This window comes from Prauserella rugosa (assembly GCF_000719975.1).
Taxonomy (GTDB): Bacteria; Actinomycetota; Actinomycetes; order Mycobacteriales; family Pseudonocardiaceae; genus Prauserella; species Prauserella rugosa.
Genome location: NZ_JOIJ01000009.1, coordinates 98,161 through 118,623, shown reverse-complemented (window position 1 = coordinate 118,623; position 20,463 = coordinate 98,161). Strand labels below are relative to the sequence as shown.

At 71.8% G+C, this 20,463-nt stretch carries 19 protein-coding genes; 5 read left to right on the top strand and 14 right to left on the bottom strand.

What is annotated here, in order from left to right; all coding sequences use genetic code 11:
* Positions 1–7 precede the first annotated feature (7 nt).
* From IF64_RS0114675 to IF64_RS0114665, 3 genes are read right to left on the bottom strand one after another with little or no spacing between them, the layout of a single operon-like run.
* Complete coding sequence (locus tag IF64_RS0114675; protein WP_030532671.1) at positions 8–844, bottom strand: metallophosphoesterase family protein; 837 nt, start codon at positions 842–844, stop codon at positions 8–10.
* Positions 845–901: 57 nt separating this feature from the next.
* On the bottom strand, positions 902–2,140 hold the full coding sequence (gene mshC, locus IF64_RS0114670) for a cysteine--1-D-myo-inosityl 2-amino-2-deoxy-alpha-D-glucopyranoside ligase (protein ID WP_030532670.1): 1,239 nt from the start codon (positions 2,138–2,140) through the stop codon (positions 902–904).
* Between the two features lie 10 nt (positions 2,141–2,150).
* Positions 2,151–2,762, bottom strand: coding sequence for a TetR/AcrR family transcriptional regulator (locus IF64_RS0114665; RefSeq protein ID WP_030532669.1), 612 nt, complete (start codon positions 2,760–2,762; stop codon positions 2,151–2,153).
* 301 nt (positions 2,763–3,063) lie between these two features.
* Between IF64_RS0114665 and IF64_RS0114660 the strand changes: the two genes are divergently transcribed.
* Positions 3,064–4,431 carry a cytochrome P450 gene (locus IF64_RS0114660; protein ID WP_030532668.1) on the top strand — a complete coding sequence of 456 codons (1,368 nt, stop codon included), beginning with the start codon at positions 3,064–3,066 and terminating at the stop codon, positions 4,429–4,431.
* Between the two features lie 74 nt (positions 4,432–4,505).
* Here IF64_RS0114660 and IF64_RS0114655 read toward each other — a convergent pair whose 3' ends face one another.
* Genes IF64_RS0114655 through IF64_RS0114645 form a run of 3 tightly spaced genes read right to left on the bottom strand, consistent with a single transcriptional unit; the run spans position 4,506 to position 8,577 of the window.
* Positions 4,506–5,225: a maleylpyruvate isomerase N-terminal domain-containing protein gene (locus IF64_RS0114655; RefSeq protein WP_030532667.1), complete on the bottom strand. Its 720-nt coding sequence runs from the start codon at positions 5,223–5,225 to the stop codon at positions 4,506–4,508.
* Positions 5,222–7,180: a vWA domain-containing protein gene (locus tag IF64_RS0114650; protein WP_030532666.1), complete on the bottom strand. Its 1,959-nt coding sequence runs from the start codon at positions 7,178–7,180 to the stop codon at positions 5,222–5,224. Before IF64_RS0114650 ends, IF64_RS0114655 begins: the two co-directional genes overlap by 4 nt.
* Positions 7,177–8,577, bottom strand: coding sequence for an ATP-binding protein (locus tag IF64_RS0114645; protein WP_030532665.1), 1,401 nt, complete (start codon positions 8,575–8,577; stop codon positions 7,177–7,179). Before IF64_RS0114645 ends, IF64_RS0114650 begins: the two co-directional genes overlap by 4 nt.
* 114 nt (positions 8,578–8,691) lie before the next feature.
* On the opposite strand from IF64_RS0114645, the gene IF64_RS0114640 reads away from it, so the two are divergent.
* Positions 8,692–9,492, top strand: coding sequence for a hypothetical protein (locus IF64_RS0114640; RefSeq protein WP_030532664.1), 801 nt, complete (start codon positions 8,692–8,694; stop codon positions 9,490–9,492).
* Between the two features lie 61 nt (positions 9,493–9,553).
* Here IF64_RS0114640 and IF64_RS0114635 read toward each other — a convergent pair whose 3' ends face one another.
* From IF64_RS0114635 to fabG, 3 genes are all read right to left on the bottom strand, one after another.
* Complete coding sequence (locus IF64_RS0114635) at positions 9,554–10,594, bottom strand: ferrochelatase (RefSeq protein ID WP_030532663.1); 1,041 nt, start codon at positions 10,592–10,594, stop codon at positions 9,554–9,556.
* A gap of 125 nt (positions 10,595–10,719) precedes the next feature.
* A complete protein-coding gene (fabI, locus tag IF64_RS0114630) occupies positions 10,720–11,487 on the bottom strand; it encodes an enoyl-ACP reductase FabI (protein ID WP_030532662.1) in 768 nt (255 codons plus the stop codon).
* A 144-nt stretch (positions 11,488–11,631) separates the two neighbouring features.
* Positions 11,632–12,336: a beta-ketoacyl-ACP reductase gene (fabG, locus tag IF64_RS0114625; RefSeq protein ID WP_030532661.1), complete on the bottom strand. Its 705-nt coding sequence runs from the start codon at positions 12,334–12,336 to the stop codon at positions 11,632–11,634.
* A 265-nt stretch (positions 12,337–12,601) separates the two neighbouring features.
* On the opposite strand from fabG, the gene IF64_RS0114620 reads away from it, so the two are divergent.
* Entirely contained in the window at positions 12,602–13,063 is a 462-nt protein-coding gene (locus IF64_RS0114620; protein WP_030532660.1) for a tRNA (cytidine(34)-2'-O)-methyltransferase, read from the top strand.
* 33 nt (positions 13,064–13,096) lie between these two features.
* Here the strand turns inward: IF64_RS0114620 and IF64_RS0114615 are convergent, their stop codons facing one another.
* From IF64_RS0114615 to IF64_RS0114595, 5 genes are all read right to left on the bottom strand, one after another.
* Positions 13,097–14,080, bottom strand: a complete 984-nt coding sequence (locus tag IF64_RS0114615; protein WP_030532659.1) for a VWA domain-containing protein — start codon at positions 14,078–14,080, stop codon at positions 13,097–13,099.
* Positions 14,077–15,087: a DUF58 domain-containing protein gene (locus IF64_RS0114610; protein ID WP_048808359.1), complete on the bottom strand. Its 1,011-nt coding sequence runs from the start codon at positions 15,085–15,087 to the stop codon at positions 14,077–14,079. The genes IF64_RS0114615 and IF64_RS0114610 overlap by 4 nt, the downstream gene beginning before the upstream one ends.
* Before the next feature lie 9 nt (positions 15,088–15,096).
* Positions 15,097–16,158, bottom strand: a complete 1,062-nt coding sequence (locus IF64_RS0114605) for an AAA family ATPase (RefSeq protein ID WP_030532657.1) — start codon at positions 16,156–16,158, stop codon at positions 15,097–15,099.
* A 137-nt stretch (positions 16,159–16,295) separates the two neighbouring features.
* Positions 16,296–16,904, bottom strand: a complete 609-nt coding sequence (gene mobA / locus IF64_RS0114600) for a molybdenum cofactor guanylyltransferase (RefSeq protein WP_030532656.1) — start codon at positions 16,902–16,904, stop codon at positions 16,296–16,298.
* The gene (locus IF64_RS0114595) at positions 16,901–18,187 is read right to left on the bottom strand and encodes an NlpC/P60 family protein (RefSeq protein ID WP_084705884.1); all 1,287 of its coding nucleotides are present in this window, start codon (positions 18,185–18,187) and stop codon (positions 16,901–16,903) included. The genes mobA and IF64_RS0114595 overlap by 4 nt, the downstream gene beginning before the upstream one ends.
* Positions 18,188–18,424: 237 nt before the next feature.
* On the opposite strand from IF64_RS0114595, the gene IF64_RS0114590 reads away from it, so the two are divergent.
* A complete protein-coding gene (locus IF64_RS0114590) occupies positions 18,425–18,898 on the top strand; it encodes a hypothetical protein (protein WP_051757862.1) in 474 nt (157 codons plus the stop codon).
* 54 nt (positions 18,899–18,952) lie between these two features.
* Positions 18,953–20,461, top strand: a complete 1,509-nt coding sequence (locus tag IF64_RS0114585) for a flagellar basal body protein FliL (RefSeq protein WP_211252583.1) — start codon at positions 18,953–18,955, stop codon at positions 20,459–20,461.
* The last annotated feature ends 2 nt before the right edge of the window (positions 20,462–20,463 follow it).

Below are 20,463 nucleotides of genomic sequence, written 5' to 3'. Positions count from 1 at the left end.
GTGCGCGTCACCCGGCGGAGGTGAGGATCTCCCGGAACGGCACCGGTCCGCGCGTGCGACGGCGCCACTCGCGCGGATAGCCGAGCGAGACCTCCTCGAAGCGCACGCCGTCGTGGTAGGTGGTGCGCGGGATGTGGAGGTGTCCGTAGACGGCCACCCGGGCGCGGTACCTCAGGTGCCAGTCCTCGGTCTCGGTCGTGCCGCACCACATCGCGAACTCGGGGTAGTACAGCGGCTCCGTGGGATGCCGGTGCAACGGCCAGTGGGACAGCAGCACCGTCTCGTGCTCGTCCGGGATCATGGCCAGACGCTTCTCGCTGATCTCGAGGCGGTCGGCGCACCAGGCGGCACGTCCCGGGTAGGGCTCGTGGCCGAGCAGGTACTCGTCGGTGCAGACCACGCCCGCATCCCTGGCCTGCCGCAGCGCCTCCTCCACGGGCACGCCGGTCGCCGCCGGGGTGCGCCAGGTGTAGTCGTACAGCACGAACAGCGGCGCGATCGTCAACGGCCGGTCGGCGTAGGGCCACACGGGGAACTCGTCCTCGGGGGTCAGCACGCCGATGTCACGGCAGCGGCGCACGAACTCCTCGTACCGCGCCGCACCCGACAGGGCGTCCGGCTCCTTCGCGGTGGTCCAGAGTTCGTGGTTGCCGGGCACCCAGACGACCGTGGCGAACCGCTCCCGCAGCCGGGCGAGCGTGTCGACCACCGAGCTCATCCGTTCGCCCACGTCCCCGGCCACCAACAGCCAGTCGTCCGGGGTGTCGGGCCGGATGACGTCGACGTGCGTCTCGTTGCCCGTGTGGGTCACGTGCAGGTCGCTGGTCGCGTAGAGGGTCGGCACGTCATCCACCGTATCCCGCGACGTCGTGGTGGCGGGCCCGCTCGCGCCGGAGAATCCTCAGAGCGCGATGCCGAGCAAAGCGTCCACCGCGGAGGCGACCAGAGCCGGCGCCCCGGCATCCGAGCCGTTGCCCCGCAGCGCCTCGTCGGCCCACGCGTCGATCGCGGCCAGCGCCCGCGGGGTGTCGAGGTCGTCGGCCAGGTGCTCGCGCAGGCGCGCGACGACGTCGTCCGCCTCCGGCCCGGTGGGCAGGCTCGTCGCCTCGCGCCAGCGCGCGAGGCGCTGCTGTGCGGTGGCGAGTACGTCGTCGGTCCACGAGCGGTCCTCGCGGTAGTGGCCCGCGAACAGGCCGAGCCGGATCGCCGCCGGGTCGACGTCGGCGGCGCGCAGACGCGAGACGAACACCAGGTTGCCCTTGGACTTCGACATCTTCTCCCCGTCGAGCCCGATCATGCCGGCGTGGGCGTAGTGCCGAGCGAACGGATGCTGGCCGGCGAGGGCCTCGGCGTGGGCTGCGCTGTACTCGTGGTGCGGGAACGCCAGGTCGGACCCGCCGCCCTGCACGTCGAATCCCATGCCGAGGCGGTCGAAGGCGATCACGCTGCATTCGATGTGCCATCCCGGGCGACCGCGGCCGAGTTCGGACTCCCACGACGGTTCGCCGGGCCGCTCGGCACGCCACAGCAGAGCATCGAGCGGGTCACGCTTGCCGGGACGGTCCGGGTCACCGCCGCGTTCGGCGAAGAACCGGTTCATCGTCTCGGCGTCGTAGCGGGACTCGTAGCCGAACCGGCCGGTGTACCCGCGGTCGAAGTAGATGTCGGGGTACTCGTCGTCGTCCACGCGATAGGCGGCGCCGTCGGCGAGCAGCTTGCCGATGACCTCGATGATCCGCGGAATGCTCTCCACCGCGCCGATGAAATCGCGCGGCGGCAGCACCCGCAGCGCCTCCATGTCCTCGCGGAACAGCGCGGTCTCGCGCATGCCCAGCACGACCCAGTCGTCCTGATCGCGTTCGGCGCGCTCGAGGAGCGGATCGTCGATGTCGGTGACGTTCTGCACGTAGTGCACCTCGTGGCCGGCATCGAGCCAGAGCCGGTGCACGAGGTCGAACGCCAGGTACGTCGCCGCGTGACCGAGATGCGTGGCGTCGTAGGGCGTGATGCCGCAGACGTACATGCGCGCCACACGGCCGGGTGAGGTGGGGCGGATGTCACCGGACGCCGTGTCGTACAGCCTCAACGGGCGGGATTCTCCTGGGATACGGGGCACGGCGACCGATGACCAAGTCTGCATGCCCTCAACCCTAAGCATCCGGAGCGGAAACGTTCCCATCCGGTGGGAAGGACGCCGACCACAGTGTGGTGAGTCCCGCGACGAGCTGGTCCGGTTCGGGCACGCCGTCGGGATCGACCAGCCACTGGACGGCAAGGCCGTCGCACACGGCCACCACGAACGTGGCCAGGGCCGCGCACCGCGGGTCGTCGGCGGGCGTGCCGTCCGCCAGGGACTCGGCGACCAGGGCGGCGACCTTCTCGCGGCACGCGCGGTACAGCCCCGCGATCTGCTTCCGCAGTTCCGGGGCGCGTTCGGCCTGCGCGAGGGCTTCGACGTACGACACCAGCAGGCTGCGCTTCTCGGCCAGACTGCCGAGCCATGCGGCCCACGTCACGTGCCCGCGTTCGACGGGCGAGGCACCCGGGTCGGCCATGGCGAGCTCGGCCAGTTGGTCGGTCCACTCCTCGAACACGGTCGCGATCGCCGCGTTGAGCAACCCGGCCTTCGAGCCGAAGTGGTAGCCGATCGAGGCCAGGTTCGTCCCGGAGGCCGCGACGAGATCACGTGCCGTGATGTGCGCGTAGCCCTTGTCCTCGAGCAGCGTTCGCGCCGCCGCGAGCAGGTCGTCTCGGTGGCCCACGGCCAGGAGCGTACTGCGCATCCGCACGCCGGCGGTGGCAGCACACAGGCCCGCACCCCCGGCATCGCACAGACGCCGAACCCTGGACGCTGCACCCTGGACGCCGGATCTATACGCGCGTATAAATCCGGATGGAGTGATCGGAGCATTGCGACTGTCCGCGGGTCCGGACGGACCGTTCACGCGGGCCGTTGCCATGGACCGTTGCCATGGACCGTCGCCATGGACCGTTGACATGCACCGTTGACATGGGCCGTCGCCATGGGCCGTTGACACAGCCTCTCGCGCAAAGGAGCGCGCTATGACCACCGAGACGACCGCGTCCGCCGTCCGCACCGAGGACGTCACCGCCACCGCGCTGCCGCCGGGTCCGCGGTGGCCGCAGGCCGTGCAGACGTTGCTGTACGGCTCCTACCGCGACCGCTGGATGCCGCGCCTGCGACGCCGCTACGGCGACGTGTTCCGGCTGCGGATCTTTCCCGAACGCGACGTCGTACAACTGGCCGACGTCGAGCACATCCGGGCAGTGTTCAGCGGGCCGACCGACGTCTTCCACGCAGGCGAGGGCAACGCCATCCTCAAACCGGCCATGGGCAGGCACTCGGTGCTGCTGACCGACGAGGACGTGCACCTGCGGGCCCGCAAACTGCTCATGCCCGCATTCAACGGCGCGGCGCTGCGCGGTTACCGCGCGTTGATCACCGAGCTCGCCGAGGCCGAGAGCCGGCGGTGGCGGCCCGGCTCGCCGTTCCGCTCCCACGAACGCATGCAGGCCGTGACACTCGAGATCATCCTGCGGGTGGTGTTCGGCGTGGCCGAAGGGCCGCGGCTGGATCGCCTGCGTGAGCTCCTGCGGCGCATCGTCGACATCGGCCCCGTGGACATTCTCGGCTGGCACCAGCCGAAGCTGCAGCGGTTCGGGGTGTGGAAACGGGACGCCGAGGTGCGCCGCGCCGCCGACGAGCTGATCTACGCCGAGATCGCCGACCGCAGGAAGGCCTGCGACCTGCACGACCGTCGCGACGTGCTGTCGCGACTGCTGTGCGTCGGTGACACCGACGGTAGCCACGGTGCCGGGCGGGGCGCTGCGGACGGGCTGAGCGACGTCGAGCTCCGCGACCAGCTGATCACCCTGCTGCTGGCCGGGCACGAGACGACCGCGACGGCACTGGCCTGGGCACTGCACGAACTCGCCCGCGACCCCGCGCGGCTCGCGGAGGCCACCAGGGCCGCCGACGCGTTCGACGAGAAGCACCTCGAAGCGGTCGTCAAGGAAGCGATGCGGCTGCATCCGGTGATCTCCGAGGTCGCCAGGGTGGTGACCCGCGACGTGGAGATCGGCGGCTACCGCATTCCCGCCGGTCACACGGTGATGCCGTCGATCACGATCGTCCAGCACGATCCGGCGCACCACGACGATCCCATGGCGTTCCGCCCCGAGCGGTTCACCGAGGGCGGTCCCGCCGCCGGTACGTGGTTCCCGTTCGGCGGTGGCGTACGGCGGTGCCTGGGTGCCGGGTTCTCGCTCCTGGAGTCGGTGGTGGTGCTCGGCGAGCTGTTGCGGCACTGGCACCTCGCCCCCGACCGCGCACGCCGCGAACCCGCCAAGCCACGCAACATCACCATGGTCCCCGGCCGCGGCGCACGGCTGGTGGTGACGCCGCGCTGAGCCACGCCCCGTCCGGCAGCGTCCTCCGGCAGCGTCCTCCGGCAGTGCGGCACGGCAGTGGTCCGGTGGCGCGGTCAGCTCAGCACGAGGGGGACCCGATCGGCGAGCGGGCCGAGCTGGGCCCGCTCGGTGTCCGTGGGGACCCGCCGCCCGGTGCCGACGAGCAACGCGTCGGCGTCCGGCCACGCCGCGGGGAACGGTTCGCCGGCGATGCGTTCCAGGAGCTCGCGGGCCGCGGCGAGGGTGTCGGCGGACGGTCCCGGCACATCCACGGTGCCGGGGAGGTCGGCGACGAGGTCCAGATGGTGCAGCGCCCATTCGAGGACGTAGGCCGACAGATAGTCGGCGACCGTCAGTACTGCACCCTGAGTGCTCACGCGCGCGGCCGGGTCCGCCAGCACCGCGGCCCTGCCCGCCGCCGATCCGACGTCGTCGAGATGGAACCGCAGCAGCTCCGGGTCCTGGTAGGCGGCGGCCAGGCGCACGGTCAGTGCATCGAGCGGATCCTGGCCGGACGGCGGCTGGGTCGTGACGGTCCAGTACGTCACGGCGTCCTTCACCGGCGCAGCTTCGACACCGACACCGCCGGCACCACCGTCGGCGGGCGTCGCCAGCGTGATCAGCACGTCCTGCGCGTCGATCACCAGGTGACACACGAGGTCCTGGACGAGCCACCCGCGGCATCCCGACGGCCGGGCGAACGCCGCGTCGGGTAGGTGCGCGACCGCCGACCGGAGCGCGGCCCAGCTGCGGGTGAACGTCTCGACGGCTCCCGTGGCGGCTGCGGCCGTCATGCGCGGCGGCTTCGCAGGTAGTCGCCCACCACCGCGGCGCCGAGCCCGTCCGGATCCGGTGCGAGCACCCGCCCTCCGGCACGCCGGGCGAGCAGGTCCACGAAGGCCTCCAGCCGGGGATCGTCGCCGAGGCGGAACACCGACATCGACGTGCCCGCCTTCGCCAGCCGGTCCACTTCGGACAACGTCTTGACGAGCGTGACCGGACTCGGCGGGTAGTCGAACACCGCCTCCCCGTCGGATTCGAGGTGAGCCGTGGGCTCGCCGTCGGTCACCATCAGCACGACCGGCTGCGCGCCCGGATGGCGTCGCAGATGCCTGCCCGCCAGCAACAGCGCGTGGTGGGCGTTCGTGCCCTGCTCCCACGTTCCGTCCAGTGCGACGAGCTCGGACAGGTCGACCTGCTGTGCGTATCGGCCGAACGTGATGATCTGCAGTGCGTCGGTCCGGAACCGCGTCGAGATCAGATGATGCAGCGCCAGCGCCGTGCGCTTCATGGGCAACCAGCGGTCCTCGGCGATCATCGACCACGACGTGTCGACGCACAGCGCCACGGCCGCACGGGAGCGGTGCTCGGTCTCCGCGATCTCCACGTCCGAGACGTCGAGCCGCACCGAGGACGACCCCGCCGACGCGCTGCGCAGCACCGCGTTCTGCACGGTCCGCGACACCGCCCACGGCTGGGTGTCACCGAACCGCCACGGCCTCGTCGATCCCGTCGGCTCACCCGCCGCACCCGCGGCCGCACTCTCCCGCTCCCCGCGGCCGGTACGCAGCGCGCGCACCACGTCGGCCAGCGCGGTCTCCCCCAGCCTGCGCAGTGCCTTGGGAGACAGGCGCAGCGAGCCGTCGGGGGCCCGTTCGAGCATGCCCTGCCGACGCAGCTCGCGTTCCAGTTCGGCCAGCCTGCGCACGTCGACGCCCGCGTCCTCACCGAGGCGCCGCTCGAGCGTCTCGAGGTCGATGTCCTCCAGACGCGCGCCCGGATAGCTCTGTCCGAGCTGTTCGGCGAGCGAATCCAGTTCGGACAGCTCCGTCATCGCCCGGGCGCCCTCGGCCATACCCAGCGGATCGTCCCCGCGCATGCGGGCCGACGACGTCCAGTCCTCCCCCGGCCGCGCCGCACGCAACTGCTCGTCCAACCGCGACAGTTGGTCGGCGATGCGCGGATCGCCGAAGGCCTGCTGGGACAGCTCGGCCAGTTCCTGCCGTTGCTCGGGGGTCATGGAGTTGAGCATCCGCGAGGCGGCGGCCGAACGTGCGGCGAGCACGTCGATGAGTTCGTCCACCGTGGACGGATTCTCCGGGAAGAACTCGCCGTGCTCGCGCATGAACGCGGCGAACTTCTCGTCGATGTCCGGATCACCCTCGGCGTGGGCGGCCAGCAGCGCGTTGAGGTCGGCGAGCATCTCGCCCACGCGTTGCGCGTCCTCGGGCGTGGCCTGCTGCAGCGCCTCCTTCATGCCCTCGAACCGCGAGCCGAGCAGCTCCTGGCCCAGCAGTTCCCGAATGCGCTCGTAGTTCTCCCGCCCCGTCGGCGACCGCCACTCGTACTCGGCCAGCTCGGTCACCGCACCGGCCGTGCCGGGCGGAAGCGCGTCCAGGCGCATCTCGTCGAACCGCGCCTCGTCCGACGGATCGGCGGCCAGCGCCTCCCGCTCGGCCGCCAACGCCTCGTCGAGCAGCCGCCGCACGTCCTGCAGCGTGCCGTCGAGCCGGTGGTTCCGCTGGATTTCGGCGCGCCGTTGCCACACCCGGCGAGTCAGCTCGTCGAGCCCCGCGGTGCGCGGCGTGCCGCGGCGCAGCAGTTCCTCGAGCGCCGAACGCGGCGAGGCGCCCTCCATGACGTCCCTGCCGATCTCGTCCATCGCCTCGCGCAGGTCGACCGGAGGCGCCAGCGGATCAGGACCGTCGTGGTACGGCCCGTACTCGTAGCCACCGGAGGGGATGCTCATGGCCCGTACACCGCATCGCCCGAATCGCGCACGTCCTTGGCCACCTTCCGGCTCAGATACAGCGACTCCAACGCCAGTTCCACCGCGGACGCGATCCGCGGGGCAGGCTCGTCCGCGCCCACACCGCACCGCGCCGCGACCTCGTGCAGCACCGGCAGTTCGGGCAGGGCCGCCAGTAGGTCCGCACCGCGCACGCGCTCGCCGGTCTCGACGGCGTGGCCGTCGGCGACGGCGTCGGCCAGCGGTGTCAGGTCGAGCCCGGCGAACCGGTCGCGGGCGGTCTCGGCGATCGCGACCCGCAGCAGGTGCAGCAACTGCTCGTGCTCCCTGCCTTCCTCGCCGGGCTCGAACTCGAGTTTGCCGCGCAGCACGGCGGGCACCGACTCGAGGTCGACCGGTCGCGCCACCGCCGGGTCCTCCCCGGTCAACGCCGATCGGCGCAGCGCTGCCGCGGCCACGGTCTCGGCGGCCGCCACGGCGAACCGGGCCGACACGCCGGACCGCTGGTCGACCACCGTCGACTCCCGCAGGTGCCGCACGAACCGCGCCAGGACCTCCACCAGCGGATCGCCCACCTCGGCCGTCAGTTCGGACTCCTGCCGGACGACCTCGACCTCGGCGGCCAGCTCCAACGGGTAGTGCGTGCGGATCTCGGCGCCGAAGCGGTCCTTCAGCGGCGTGATGATGCGCCCGCGGTTCGTGTAGTCCTCCGGGTTGGCCGTGGCGACCAGGAGCACGTCCAGGGGAAGTCGCAACGTGTAGCCGCGAACCTGGATGTCGCGCTCCTCCATGACGTTCAGGAGTGCGACCTGGATCCGCTCGGCGAGGTCGGGCAGTTCGTTGATGGCCACAATGCCCCGGTGCGCCCGCGGGACCAGTCCGAAGTGGATGGTCTCCGGGTCACCGAGGGTACGTCCCTCGGCGACCTTCACCGGGTCGACGTCGCCGATCAGGTCGCCCACCGACGTGTCCGGGGTGGCGAGCTTCTCGGTGTAGCGCTCGCTGCGATGCATCCACCGCACCGGCAGTGCGTCCCCGAGTTCGGCGACCCTGCGCAGCGACGCGGGAGTGATCGGCTCCAACGGGTGCTCGGCCAGTTCGGACCCCTCGATCACCGGGGTCCACTCGTCGAGCAGCCCGGCGAGGGTGCGCAACAAGCGGGTCTTGCCCTGACCGCGTTCCCCGAGCAGCGCGACGTCGTGCCCGGCGAGCAGAGCGCGTTCCAGCTGGGGAACGACCGTGTCGTCGAAGCCGACGATCCCCGGCCACGGGTCGCGGCCGTCCCGGAGGGCGGCCAGCAGGTTCTCCTGGATCTCGGCCTTGACGCTCCGTGGCGCGTATCCCGCGGCGCGGAGCTCGCCGAGAGTGGTGGGCAGCTCGGACGGTGCGGATTCCACTGCGGCGTTCACCCCGCCGAGCCTAATCACGTTCCCGGCGACTCGTCACGATCGACGACCGGCGCCCGCTCGGGCGCATCGGCAGGCCGGGCCCGACCGGTACCCTCGGACGCTGTGTGTTGTCCCAGCGCGACCCTGGCCGTGTGGTCCTCGGCCTGGCTCCACGGCGCGGCCCCGTCCGACAACGTGCTCGACGCCCTGCTCGCGTGGGGCGAGGCGCACGAGGTGGTGACGGCCGACGAGGCCACGGCGGATGCCTTCGACCTTCCCGTCACCGGCGGATTCCCGGCCCAGCCCGCTCAGCTGCTCGGCGCGCTGCGCCGAACGGGTGTGAACGATGCCCGGTTGGTGCTGCCCGTGCCCGGCGACGTCCGGGGCCTGGGCGGAGGCGGTGAGTTCGCGAAGGCGGCGCTCAGCGAGGGCGAGGCCGTCGTGTTCGCCGACCACGGCTACGGCATCGTGCCGCACCACATCGCCGAAGGTCTCGTGCGTTGGACGGTGCACCCGCTCGCCTCGGCGAGCCCGCAGCCTCCGGAGTACGTGGGCCTCGCCGACGCCGAGCACGCCCTCACCGACGCGATCCGGGACAGCGCGGGCGCGCTCCAGAGCCTCGATGTGGCCAGCGATCGGCCGAGTGTGCGGGCCGAGCTGTCGGCACACCTGCGCTCCCGCCCGGCGCCCGACTGGCCCGCAGGCACTCCCGGTCGCGCCCTGCGGGTGCTGCAGCGCGCGGAGGAGATCGGCGCAATCCTGGCCGTCGCCGAGACCGACGAGCCCGGCGGCGCGCTGTCGGCGTCGGCGGCCGTGCGCCGGGCCGACGCGTTGCGCCCGCTGTCCGATGCGGTGCGCACCGCCAGGTGTGCGGCGGTGAACGAGGCGGTGCGGGTGTTCGCCGATCAGGCCAACCGGCCGTGACGAGCCGCGCGGTATAGGTCGTTATACAGAGCGGCTCGCCGCGGCCGACGGCCCGCGCCGATCACCGCGGCTTGCGCACCGGGGCGCAGCAGCCTTCGGCGCACGGCGCGCCGTTGAGCGTGCATCCCGCCACGGGGAAGGCCTCCGAGAGCTTGCGCACGCCGCCACCGGCGAGATGCTCCTGGGCGAGTTCCACGACCAACTCGGCGAACCGCGGATCCCCGTTCGGTGTGGCCGCCCTGGCGAACCCCATGCCCAGTTCGGCGGCGCGGTCGGCCGCCTCGTTGTCGAGGTCCCACACGACTTCCAGGTGGTCGGAGACGAACCCGATCGGGCTCACCACCACGGCCTCGACACCCTGCTCGTGCAACGCGTCGATGTGGTCGACGATGTCCGGCTCCAGCCACGGCACCTGCGGCGGGCCGGACCGGGACTGCCACACCACGTCGTAGCTCTCGACCCCTGCCTGCGCCGCGACGAGCCGGGCCGCCTCGAAGACCTGCTTCGAGTACCACTGCCCACCCGTCTCCGGCGGGCCGGCGGCCTCGTCGGCGGCCGTGGGGATCGAGTGCGCCGTGAAGACGGTCCGGGCCGCGCGCCCGCCCAGCTGCGCGTGGGCCGCGCGGACCGCGTCGGCGTTCGCGGCGACGAACAGCGGGTGGTCGAAGAACTGCCGCAGTTTCAGCAACTCGGGCGCGCCCTCACCCACGGCGTCGCGGGCGCGGGCGATGTCCTCGTCGTACTGCCGGCACGCCGAGTACCCGCCGTAGGCGCTCGTGGGGAACACCAGCGCGCGGCGCACCCCGTCGGCCTTCATGCGCTCGAGGGTGTCCTCGACCATCGGGTGCCAGTTGCGGTTGCCGAAGTACACCGGCAGGTCGACACCGCGGGCCGCGAGCTCCTTCTCGACCGCCGCGATCGCCTCCCGGTTCAACCGGTTGATCGGCGACACCCCGCCGAAGTGCCGGTAATGCTCGGCGACCTCCTCGAGACGTTCCCGCGGCACTCCCCTGCCGCGCGTCACGTTCTCCAGGAACGGCATCACGTCCTCAGGACCTTCCGGGCCTCCGAAGGACAACCACAGCAACGCGTCGTAACTCACGGTGCCCATCTTTCCGCTGTGGCGGCGAGCACGCAGAACCGGGTTCACCCATCCACTCGGGACCGTGACGACCGGTACGGCCGTCACGGTGCGGCCGTACCGGTCCGGGTGTCACCGCGGGATCGTCACTGGCCGGTCGCGTGCACGCCGCCGTCGACCATGATCATCGAGCCGGTCGTGGCGGGCATCCAGTCCGACAGGGCGGCACAGATCGTCTTGGCCACGGGCGTCGGGTCGGTGGTGTCCCATCCGAGCGGGGCGCGGTCGCCCCAGCCGTCCTCCAGCTCGTTGAACCCGGGGATGGACTTGGCGGCCATCGTCTTCACCGGCCCCGCCGACACCAGGTTGCTGCGCACACCGTGCGGCCCGAGCTCACGGGCCAGGTAGCGGTTCACCGACTCCAGGGCGGCCTTCGCCACGCCCATCCAGTTGTACGCGGGCCAGGCCACACGGGCGTCGAAGTCCATGCCCACCACGGCCGAACCACGGCTCAACAGCGGCAGCGCGGCCTTCGCCACGGCCATGTACGAGTACGCCGAGACGTCCACGGCCTTCGTCACGTCCGCAGCCGGAGCGTCCATGAACGGCGCGCCCAGGCAGCTCTCCGGTGCGAACGCGATGGAGTGCAGCACACCGTCGAGCCCGTCGACGTGTTCGCGCACCCGGTCGGCGAGCGTGTCCAGGTGCTCGGTGTTCTGCACGTCCAGCTCGATCACCGGCGCGGGCTCGGGCAGCCGCTTGGCGATGCGTTCCACGAGCGAGAGCCGGCCGAAGCCGGTCAGCACCACCTGCGCGCCCTGTTCCTGCGCCACCCGCGCGGCGTGGAACGCGATCGACGCGTCCGTGATCACACCGGTGATCAGCAGGCGCTTACCTTCGAGCAGTCCGGACACGGAAGTATTCCCTTCGATGATGATGGTGCAGATGATGATCGCCGGCCGCCGCGTGGGGCCTCGACAGCTTCGCGGCCCGGGAGTCCGGCCGGTACGGGGTGCGGCGCTCCCGCCCGCCTCCGGGGCCGGTTCCGGGAACCGGCCTCAGTGGCCCATGCCGAGGCCGCCGTCGACGGGCAGCACCGCGCCGTTGAGGTAACCGGCCTCGTCGGAGGCCAGGAAACGGACGAGGTTGGCGACGTCCTCCGGGGCGCCGTAGCGGCCAGCCGGGATCTGGGCCAGCGCCGCCTCGCGCTGCTTGTCGGTGAGCTCGCCGGTCATGTCGGTCTCGATGAAACCAGGGGCGACGACGTTGGAGGTGATGTTGCGCGAGCCCAGTTCCCGCGTCAGCGACCGCGCCAGGCCGACGAGCCCGGCCTTGCTGGCGGCGTAGTTGACCTGGCCCGCGCCTCCCGACAGGCCGACCACCGACGAGATGAACACGAACCGGCCCCACTTGGCCTTGAGCATCCCGCGCGTCGCGCGCTTGGCCACCCGGTAGGCCCCGGTGAGGTTGGCGTCGAGCACCTTCGTGAACGACTCCTCGTCCATCCGCATCAGCAGCGTGTCGTCGGTGATCCCCGCGTTCGAGACCACCACCTCGACCGGCCCCTGATGCTGTTCCACCTGCTCGAACGCCGCGTCGATCTGCTCGACGTCGGTCACGTCGGCCTGCACACCGAACAGGCCGTCCGGGGCGCCCGATCCACGATGGGTCACCGCCACCCGATGTCCGGCGTCGGCCAGGGTCCGCGCGATCGCCAGGCCGATGCCGCGGTTGCCTCCGGTGACCAGAACCGACCGTCCCACGAAACACTCCTCCACATACTCGTGCGCTTCCGCCGGCGCGCACCGTCGCAGCTCGCCCGACGTCGCCCGTGAGGCTATCTGCTCACCGCGGACGGGAAAGCGGCGCCGCCGGTGTACCCACAGGTAACCGGCATGGTCTTGACCACACGCCCGGCCCGGCCCGAACCGCCGGCGGGGCGGCGTCGGGACCGTGATGCCCCGGCGGCAGAATCGCGGAGTCGTCCACCGAGCAGGATCCCGTCCGAGCAGAAAGGAATCGCCCCAGGTGTTCCGGGTCGTCTTCTACCACCCCGAGATCCCGCCCAACACGGGCAATGCGATCCGGCTCTCCGCGAACACCGGGTGCGAACTGCACCTGATCGAACCGCTCGGGTTCTCCCTCGAGGACAAGCAGCTGCGGCGCGCCGGCCTGGACTACCACGACCTCGCACACGTGCACGTCCATCCGAACCTCGAAGCCGCGTGGGAGGCGCTCCTTCCCTCGGCCGTCTACGCGTTCACGGCCAGGGGCACGCGCCGCTACACCGACGTGCGCTACACCGACTCCGACGTACTGCTGTTCGGTCCCGAGTCGACCGGCCTGCCCGAGGAGGTGCTGGCCGACCCGGCGATCACCGAGCGGGTGTCCCTGCCGATGCTGCCGACGTCGCGGTCGCTGAACCTCACCAACACCGCCTCGATCGCCGTCTACGAGGCGTGGCGTCAGCTCGACTTCCCCGGCGCCTGATCACGTGGCCGCAGCGCGCGGGTCCGTGGCCGGTCAGTCGGGCAGGCGCCTGCCGATGGCCAGCGAACTGGCGGCGGCCGCGAACAGCACGAGCGTGCCCAGCACGACCCACGGCCTGCTGGCGTCGGTGTCCTTGGTCTCGTAGCCGATCTGCTCGCCCAGGCTGTCGTACACCTCGCCGAGCTGTTCGGCGGTCGCGGCCTTGTAGAAGTCGCCGCCGGAGAGCCGGGCGATCTCGCGCATCGAGGCGTCGTCGACCTGGACCGGCACTTCCTTGCCCTCGATCTCCACCGACCCGTGCGAGGTGCCGAACGAGATCGTGCTGACGGGGATCTTCTTCTCCTTGGCCTGGGCGGCCGCGGTGAAGGCGCCGCGCGGGGCGTACTCGTCCTGGGGCACGGTCTGCTTGCCGTCGGTCATCAGCACGATCCGCGCCGGCGGCGGACCGTCGGCGCCTCCGACGACGGCGGAGAAACTCTCGATCGACTGCAGCGCCGCGAAGATGCCCTCGCCCGTCGCGGTGGACTGCGCCAGTTTGAGGTTGCGGATCGCGTGCGTGACCCCGTCGCGTTCGGTCGTCGGTGCCACGAGGACCGTGGCGGTACCGGCGAACGAGATGAGGCCGAGGTTCACTCCCGGCGTCAGCCCCTCGGCGAACTGGGACGCCGCATCCTGCGCCGCCTTCAGCCGGGTCGGTTCGACGTCCGTGGCCTCCATCGACAGCGACACGTCCATGACCAGCATGACCGTCGCCCTGTTCCGCGGCACCTTCTGTTCCGCCGTCGGTCCCGCGAGCGCGAACGTCAGCAGCAGCAGCGACACGACCAGCAGCGCCGACGGCACGTGCCGCGTCCAGCGCTTCCCGCTCGGCGCGACCCGTTCGAGCAACGCGAGGTTGGAGAAACGCAACGTGCGCTTGCGCCGCGCGCGGGCGGCCAGGACGTAGCCGACGACGACCGCGGCGACCACGAGCAGCAGCAGGAACCACCACGGCGAGGCGAATCCGGTCAGGTTCATGACGCCGCCCCCGACCAACCTCGCTTGCGCGCCACCACGAACCGCACGACGTCGGCGATCCAGTCCGAGTCGGTGCGCAGCACGAGATGGCCCGCGCCGGCCTGCCGCAGCGCGCGGGCGACCTCCGACCGGTGCTGCTGGGCCGCGGCGGCGAACTCCTTGCGCAGCAACGCCGACGCGTGCACCTCCCGCTGCCGTCCCGTCTCCGGATCGGCCAGCACGATGTCGCCGACCTCCGGAAGGTCGACGTCACGGGGATCGAGCACCTCGACCCCGATCAGGTCGTGCCGCGCGGACAGGCCGCGCAACGGCCGCTGCCATGCCGTGTCACCGAGGAAGTCCGACACGACCACGGCCAGCCCGCGCCGCCGGGGCGGCCTGCGCAGCTGGTCCACGAGCAGGCTCAGGTCACCGGCCGTGCCCTCCTCCGCGCGGGGCATCTGCGCGATCGTGCGGATCAGGTTGCGTGCGTGCGCCTGCCCCCCGCGCGCGGGCACACGCACCGTCTCGGCGCCGTTGGACACGAGCGCGCCGATCCGGTTGCCGCCACCGAGGGTCAGATGGGTGATCGCGGCGGCGGCGCACACCACCAGATCGCGCTTCTCGCAGAACGCGGTGCCGAAGTCGAGACTCGCCGAGACGTCGGCGACGATCCACGTCTCCAACTCCCGGTCGGCGATCGTCTCGCGGATGTGCGGGGTCGTGGTGCGCGCGGTGACCGCCCAGTCCATACGCCGCACGTCGTCGCCGGGCTGGTAGGGCCGCGCCTCCCCCGGCTCGGATCCGGGTCCCGGCACCAGTCCCAGATGGTTGCCCTGCAGCAGTCCGTCGAGCCTGCCCCGGACGTCGAACTCCAACGTGCGCAGTCCGGCCTCGAGCCGGTCACCGCGCAGCACCGGGGGCGCCCAGCTCGGCCGCTCGGCCCCCGCGGGTCCGGTGCCCGCGACACCGGGCTGGTCGCCTTCCTGCCCCCGGCCGGTCCCTCCGGTGCGCTTCGTCCATGCCATGTCGGCCGGTTACCTGCCCGGAACGCCTGCCGCCACCGGCTGGCCACCCTGCGGACGGGCGGTCACCTGCGGCAGCGGAACGGTCTGAAGGATGCGGGTGATGATGTGGTCGAGCGGGACGCCGTCGGCCAGCGCGTCGTAGGACAGCACGAGCCGGTGGCGCAGCACGTCCGGCACGACGTCCACGACGTCCTGGGGCAGCACGTAGTCCCGTCCGCGTACGAGCGCGAGCGCCCGCGCGGCCGAGATGATGCCGAGGCTGGCGCGCGGCGAGGCACCGTAGGACACCCATCCGGCCACGTCGGACAGTCCGTGCTCACCCGGCGTCCTTGTCGCCAGCACCAGCCGCACGACGTAGTCCACCAGCGCGTGGTGCACGAACACCTGCGCGGCGACGCCCTGCAGCCGCACCAGTTCCTCCGGGGACAGGACCGCCTGCGGCTCGGGCGCCGACACGCCCATCCGGTAGACGATCTCCCGCTCCTCCTCCGCCGACGGGTACTCGACGATGATTTTGAACAGGAAACGGTCACGCTGCGCCTCGGGCAGCGGGTACACGCCCTCGTTCTCGATCGGGTTCTGAGTGGCGAGCACGAGGAACGGATCCGGCATGGGGAAGGTCTCGCCGCCGAGCGAGACGTGCCGCTCGGCCATCACCTCGAGCATCGCGGACTGGACCTTCGCGGGCGCACGGTTGATCTCGTCGGCGAGCACGAAGTTGGCCACGACGGGGCCGAGCTCGACGTCGAACTTCTCGCTGCCCTGACGGTAGATGCGGGTGCCGAGGATGTCGGCGGGCACGAGGTCGGGGGTGAACTGCACGCGCGAGAACGATCCGCCGACGACCTTGGCGAACGTCTCCACCGCGAGGGTCTTCGCGACGCCGGGCACACCTTCCAGCAGCAGATGCCCCTTGGCCAGCAGACCGACGAGCATGCGCTCCACGAGCCGGTCCTGGCCGACGATGACCCGCTTGACCTCGAACACGGTCCGCTCGAGCAGCTGGGCGTCACGTGCGGGTGCGCCGGGTTCGGCCCCGTTCGCTCCGTCGGGGGTGCCGGGCTCCGTCACACCTAACCTCCTTGCCGGTGATCTTCCCTCTCCGCCGGGACCGTACCGCCCGCCGGGGGAACACAGCCGGGCGAGGTGCTCCGATCACATGGAACCGTGCGGGCGGTATGACCGCTGTGAACCCCGTGTCCGGGCCGTCACAGGTCGCCCGGAGTGTCGACGTCCGCGGCCTCGTCGCCGACGGCGGGCACCTCCACGATGCGCAGGCCGCCGAGGCTCGCCCTGAGCGACCTGCCTGCCGGTTCGCGAGGAAGCGCGCCGCGCGCCGCCGCCGTCCGCCACACGCTCAGCAACCACTGACGCCGGCCCTCGGCATCGACGAGCACCGCCCCGTCCAGGCGTTCCGAGTCGTCCGGCCCGGGCTGCGCGGATGGCTCACCCAGGGCGGACAGCAGGCGCGCCACCGTCTCCGGCCGCACCCCCTTCAGATCCGCGGCCAGCACCACGACCACCGGTGCGTCCACGGTGGACAGTCCGGCCGCGAGCGCCGCGACCGGTCCCCCGCCCGGCGGTCGCTCCCGCACCCACCGCACGCCGTCCACGCCCGCACGCCGAGGGCCCACGACAACCACGTCGACGGCGGCGGCACGGGCGCCCGCGGTGCCCGCGGTGCCTGCATCGATCGCGCGCGACAGCAGCGTCCGGCCGCCGACCTCGAGCATGGGCTTGTCGACGCCACCCAGCCTGCTCGCCCCGCCGCCGGCGAGGACCACGCAGGCGACGTCGCCGGAGCGGCCGCCACTCACCCGATCAAACGCGTGGCGTACGGCAGGATGTCGCCGTAGCGCACCGGAACGACCCGCACGTGGCCGCCGGAGTACGGCGCCTCGATCATCTGGCCATTGCCGAGATACATCGCGACGTGATGGATGCCGCCGTTGCCCCAGAACAGCATGTCGCCCCGGCGCATCTGCGACAGCGGCACCTTGCGGCCCGCCTCGTACTGGTAACCGCTGTAGTGCGGCAGGGCCTGCACGCCCGCGAAGGCGTAGATCATCAGGCCGGAACAGTCGAAGCCGATCTTCGCGTAGTCACCGTGTGCGTCGGCCACGCCGCCGTCGCGGATGCCGTAGGTCGGACCGCTCGCGTTGCCGCCTCCCCAGGCGTACTGGACGCCCAGCTGGGACATCGCCCGCTGCACCACCGCCTCGACCGTCGCCCCGGCAGGAGCCGACGCAGGCGCACTCGACGACGGCGCACCGCCCGAGGAGCCACCGCTGCTGCCGGAGCCCCCGGAGCCCGAGGCGGCCAGCGCGGCCTGCTGCGCCTGAGCCGCCTCCTCGGCCTCCTTCTCCGCCTGCCACTGCTCGTAGGCGTCCCGCTGCCTTTCCAGGCCGCTGACGCGCGAACGGGCCTCCTGCAGCTGCTGTTCGACCTGGCTGCGTTCGGCCTCCAGGCTCTCGGTCCTGCTCGCCTGCTGCCTGCGAGCCTGCACCGCGGTCTGCTGCGCCTCCTCCGCGGCGGTCCGGGCCTGTGCGGCCTCCGCGCGCTTCGCGCGTGCGCGCTCGAGCGCCTCCCTGGCGGCGGCGTCCTTGTTGGACTTCTGCACCTGCGCGCGGCGCATGCTCTCGAGCGCGTCGATCTCGCTGCCGCTGACGGCACCGAGGAGCTGCTCGCGAGCCAACAGGTCCTTGGGCGAGGACGCCCCGAGGTACGCGCTCAGCGATCCGACCGTGCTCCCCTGCCGGTAGCTGCCGGCGACGAAGCGGTCGAGCGACCTGCGAACGTTGCGGATCGCCCCCGACGCGGCCTCGGCCTCGGCGTTCGCCGTGCTGGCGGCCTCCTCGGCGCTGTCGGCGGCCGAACGGGCCCGTTCGAGGTCGACGCGGGCCTTGTTGGCCTCCTCCATCTTGCGCTCGACCTCGTTGCGCAGCGTGGTCAGCCGCGCCTCGGCGTCGGCGAGCCTGCTCGTCAGCCTGCCGACCTCGCCCGCACGCTCGCCGGCCTCCGCACGTCCGGCTTCGAGTTCGGAGTCGCTCGGGTTCGGCGGCGGTGGCGGCACGGCCACGGCCGTTCCCGGCCCCGCCATCACCGCGGCGAGCACCAGCGCCCCCGTCGCCAGCGTCGCGCCCTTCGCCCTCGTCCTCACCTGGGCCCACCTCCTGCTACTCCGAGCAGAACTCTGCCACCGTGGCCTCGCCGTCACCAGTTGTCACATGCGAAACACCGTTATCTCTCATCACATTTCCCCGTTTCGGGGGACCCCGTCACGCATACCTGCGTGATTCCGGCACGTTCGCGGGCCGGACCGGGCACGATGACCCGCATGTCGGTCACCCGTTCGCGCGCCGCGCTGGGTTGGAGCCTCACCGTCGCCACGGGCCTCGCCGTGGCCGTCCTCGGCACCTTCCTGCCCTGGTTCCGATCCGGCACCGTGACGCGCGACAGCTACGAGACGACGGGGCTGGTCGCGGTGTTCGGGCTCGCCGGTGACGCGGAGGCCGTGCTCACCCTGTGGACGGCCGTCCCATTGCTGTGCGCGGTGTGCGCCGCGTTGCTGCTGACCAGGCTGCGCCGCACCGCGGCGGTGACATCGCTGGCGACCGCGCTCGTGATGGGAACCGTTGCGGTGGCGGTCGCCGTCCAAGCGGGCGAGGACGACGGACCGATCGGCATCACCGCCACCGGTCCCGTCGTGACCGCCACGGGCACGGGACTCGCGATCGTCGCCGCGGTGGGCGTTCTGGTGAGCGCCGCCGCATCGCGACGCCGCACCCGGGATCGGGCGGGGCGGCCGTAGCCGCGCGCACACCGGGAGGGGTGCGCGCCCGGATCGACGAGACAGGTGCGAATCGTGACGACTCCCTCAGACCCCGGCAGCCCGTGGGGCGGACCGGGCGGACATCCGCAGGGTGGATATCCACAGCAGACCCCGCCGGCGCAGCCGTACGGACAACCCGGCTATGCCGCACCCCAGTACGGCACTCCCCAGCACGGCGCTCCCCAGCACGGCACGCCCCAGTACGGCACTGCGCCGTACGGAAGTCCCGGCTACGCGGGTCCCCAGTACGGCCAGCCCCAGTACGGAACGGACCCGTACGGCAGGCCGCCCGGCGGGCAGGGAACCATGACACCGGTCGGCGGCCCCGGCGGGCAGGGAACGGGTAAGCGCGGGCTGGTGATCGGCCTCGTGGTCGCTCTCGTCGTGGCGGCCGGAGCGGTCGGCAGCTATTTCGCGTTCTTCCGGCAGAACTCGGTGGCCGCCGGATCGGAGTCACCGACGGAGGCGGTGCGCACCCTGGCGTCCTCCTTCGAAGGCGGCGATCTCGCCGGAACCCTGAGCACGCTCGCCCCGTCCGAGGCCACGCTGCTGACCGACCCGTTGGACGAGGCCGTCAGCGAGTACCAGCGACTCGGCCTGTTCAGCGACGACGCCGATCCGAACCAGCTCGGCGGACTGACCGTCAAGGCCGAGAACCTGCGGTTCGACGAGAGCGCGGAGGAACGGCTCAACGACCACCTCGCCATCACGAAGCTGACCGGCGGCACGCTCACGCTGGAGGCCGATCTGAACAAGCTTCCCGTGACGCCCGAGTACAAGCGGCAGTTGATCGCGGAGGCGGGCAGCGCCCGCGACACCGCGACGATCGACATCGCCGAGGAGGCCGACGAGCCCATCCGCATCGCCGCCGTGAAGGAGGGCGACGAGTGGTACCCCAGCCTCTTCTACACGATCGCCGACAACATCCTGCAGGAGGAAGGCGCCGACTGGCCGGCACAGCCGGTGCCCGCCGAGGGAGCGGACACTCCCGCACAGGCCCTGCGTGACATGGTCGACGCCGCGGTCGCCGGCGACCTGGAGCGGGTGATCCAGCTCCTGCCCCCGGACGAGATGGGCGTACTGCACGACGCCGGGCCCCTGCTGCTCGACGCCGCGGCGGACGTCGAGGGTGCCTCCGGCGCGGAGGTCACCGACCTGCAGACCGAGACCAGCGACGTCGAGGGCGGCACGCGTGTGACGGTCACGTCGGTGACGGTCGCCGCGGAGGGCACCACGTTCACGGTCGCCAAGGACGGCGGGTGCTACCGCGCCGAGGCGCAGGGCAAGTCCGAGCAACTCTGCCCCGACGACATCGCCCGGCTCGCCGCCGAGGACTCCGGTGACATGCCGCCGCAGGTGCTGCAGATGATCGCCAACCTCGGCGACGGGGTGATGAAGCAGGGCATCGGTGTGGTGACCACCGAGGTCGACGGCAAGCACTACGTCAGCCCGGTGCGCACCGTGACCGAACTCGGCATGACCGTCGTGCGGAGCCTGACGCCCGAGGACTTCCGGGCGATGCTCGAGAGCGACGGATTCTGACC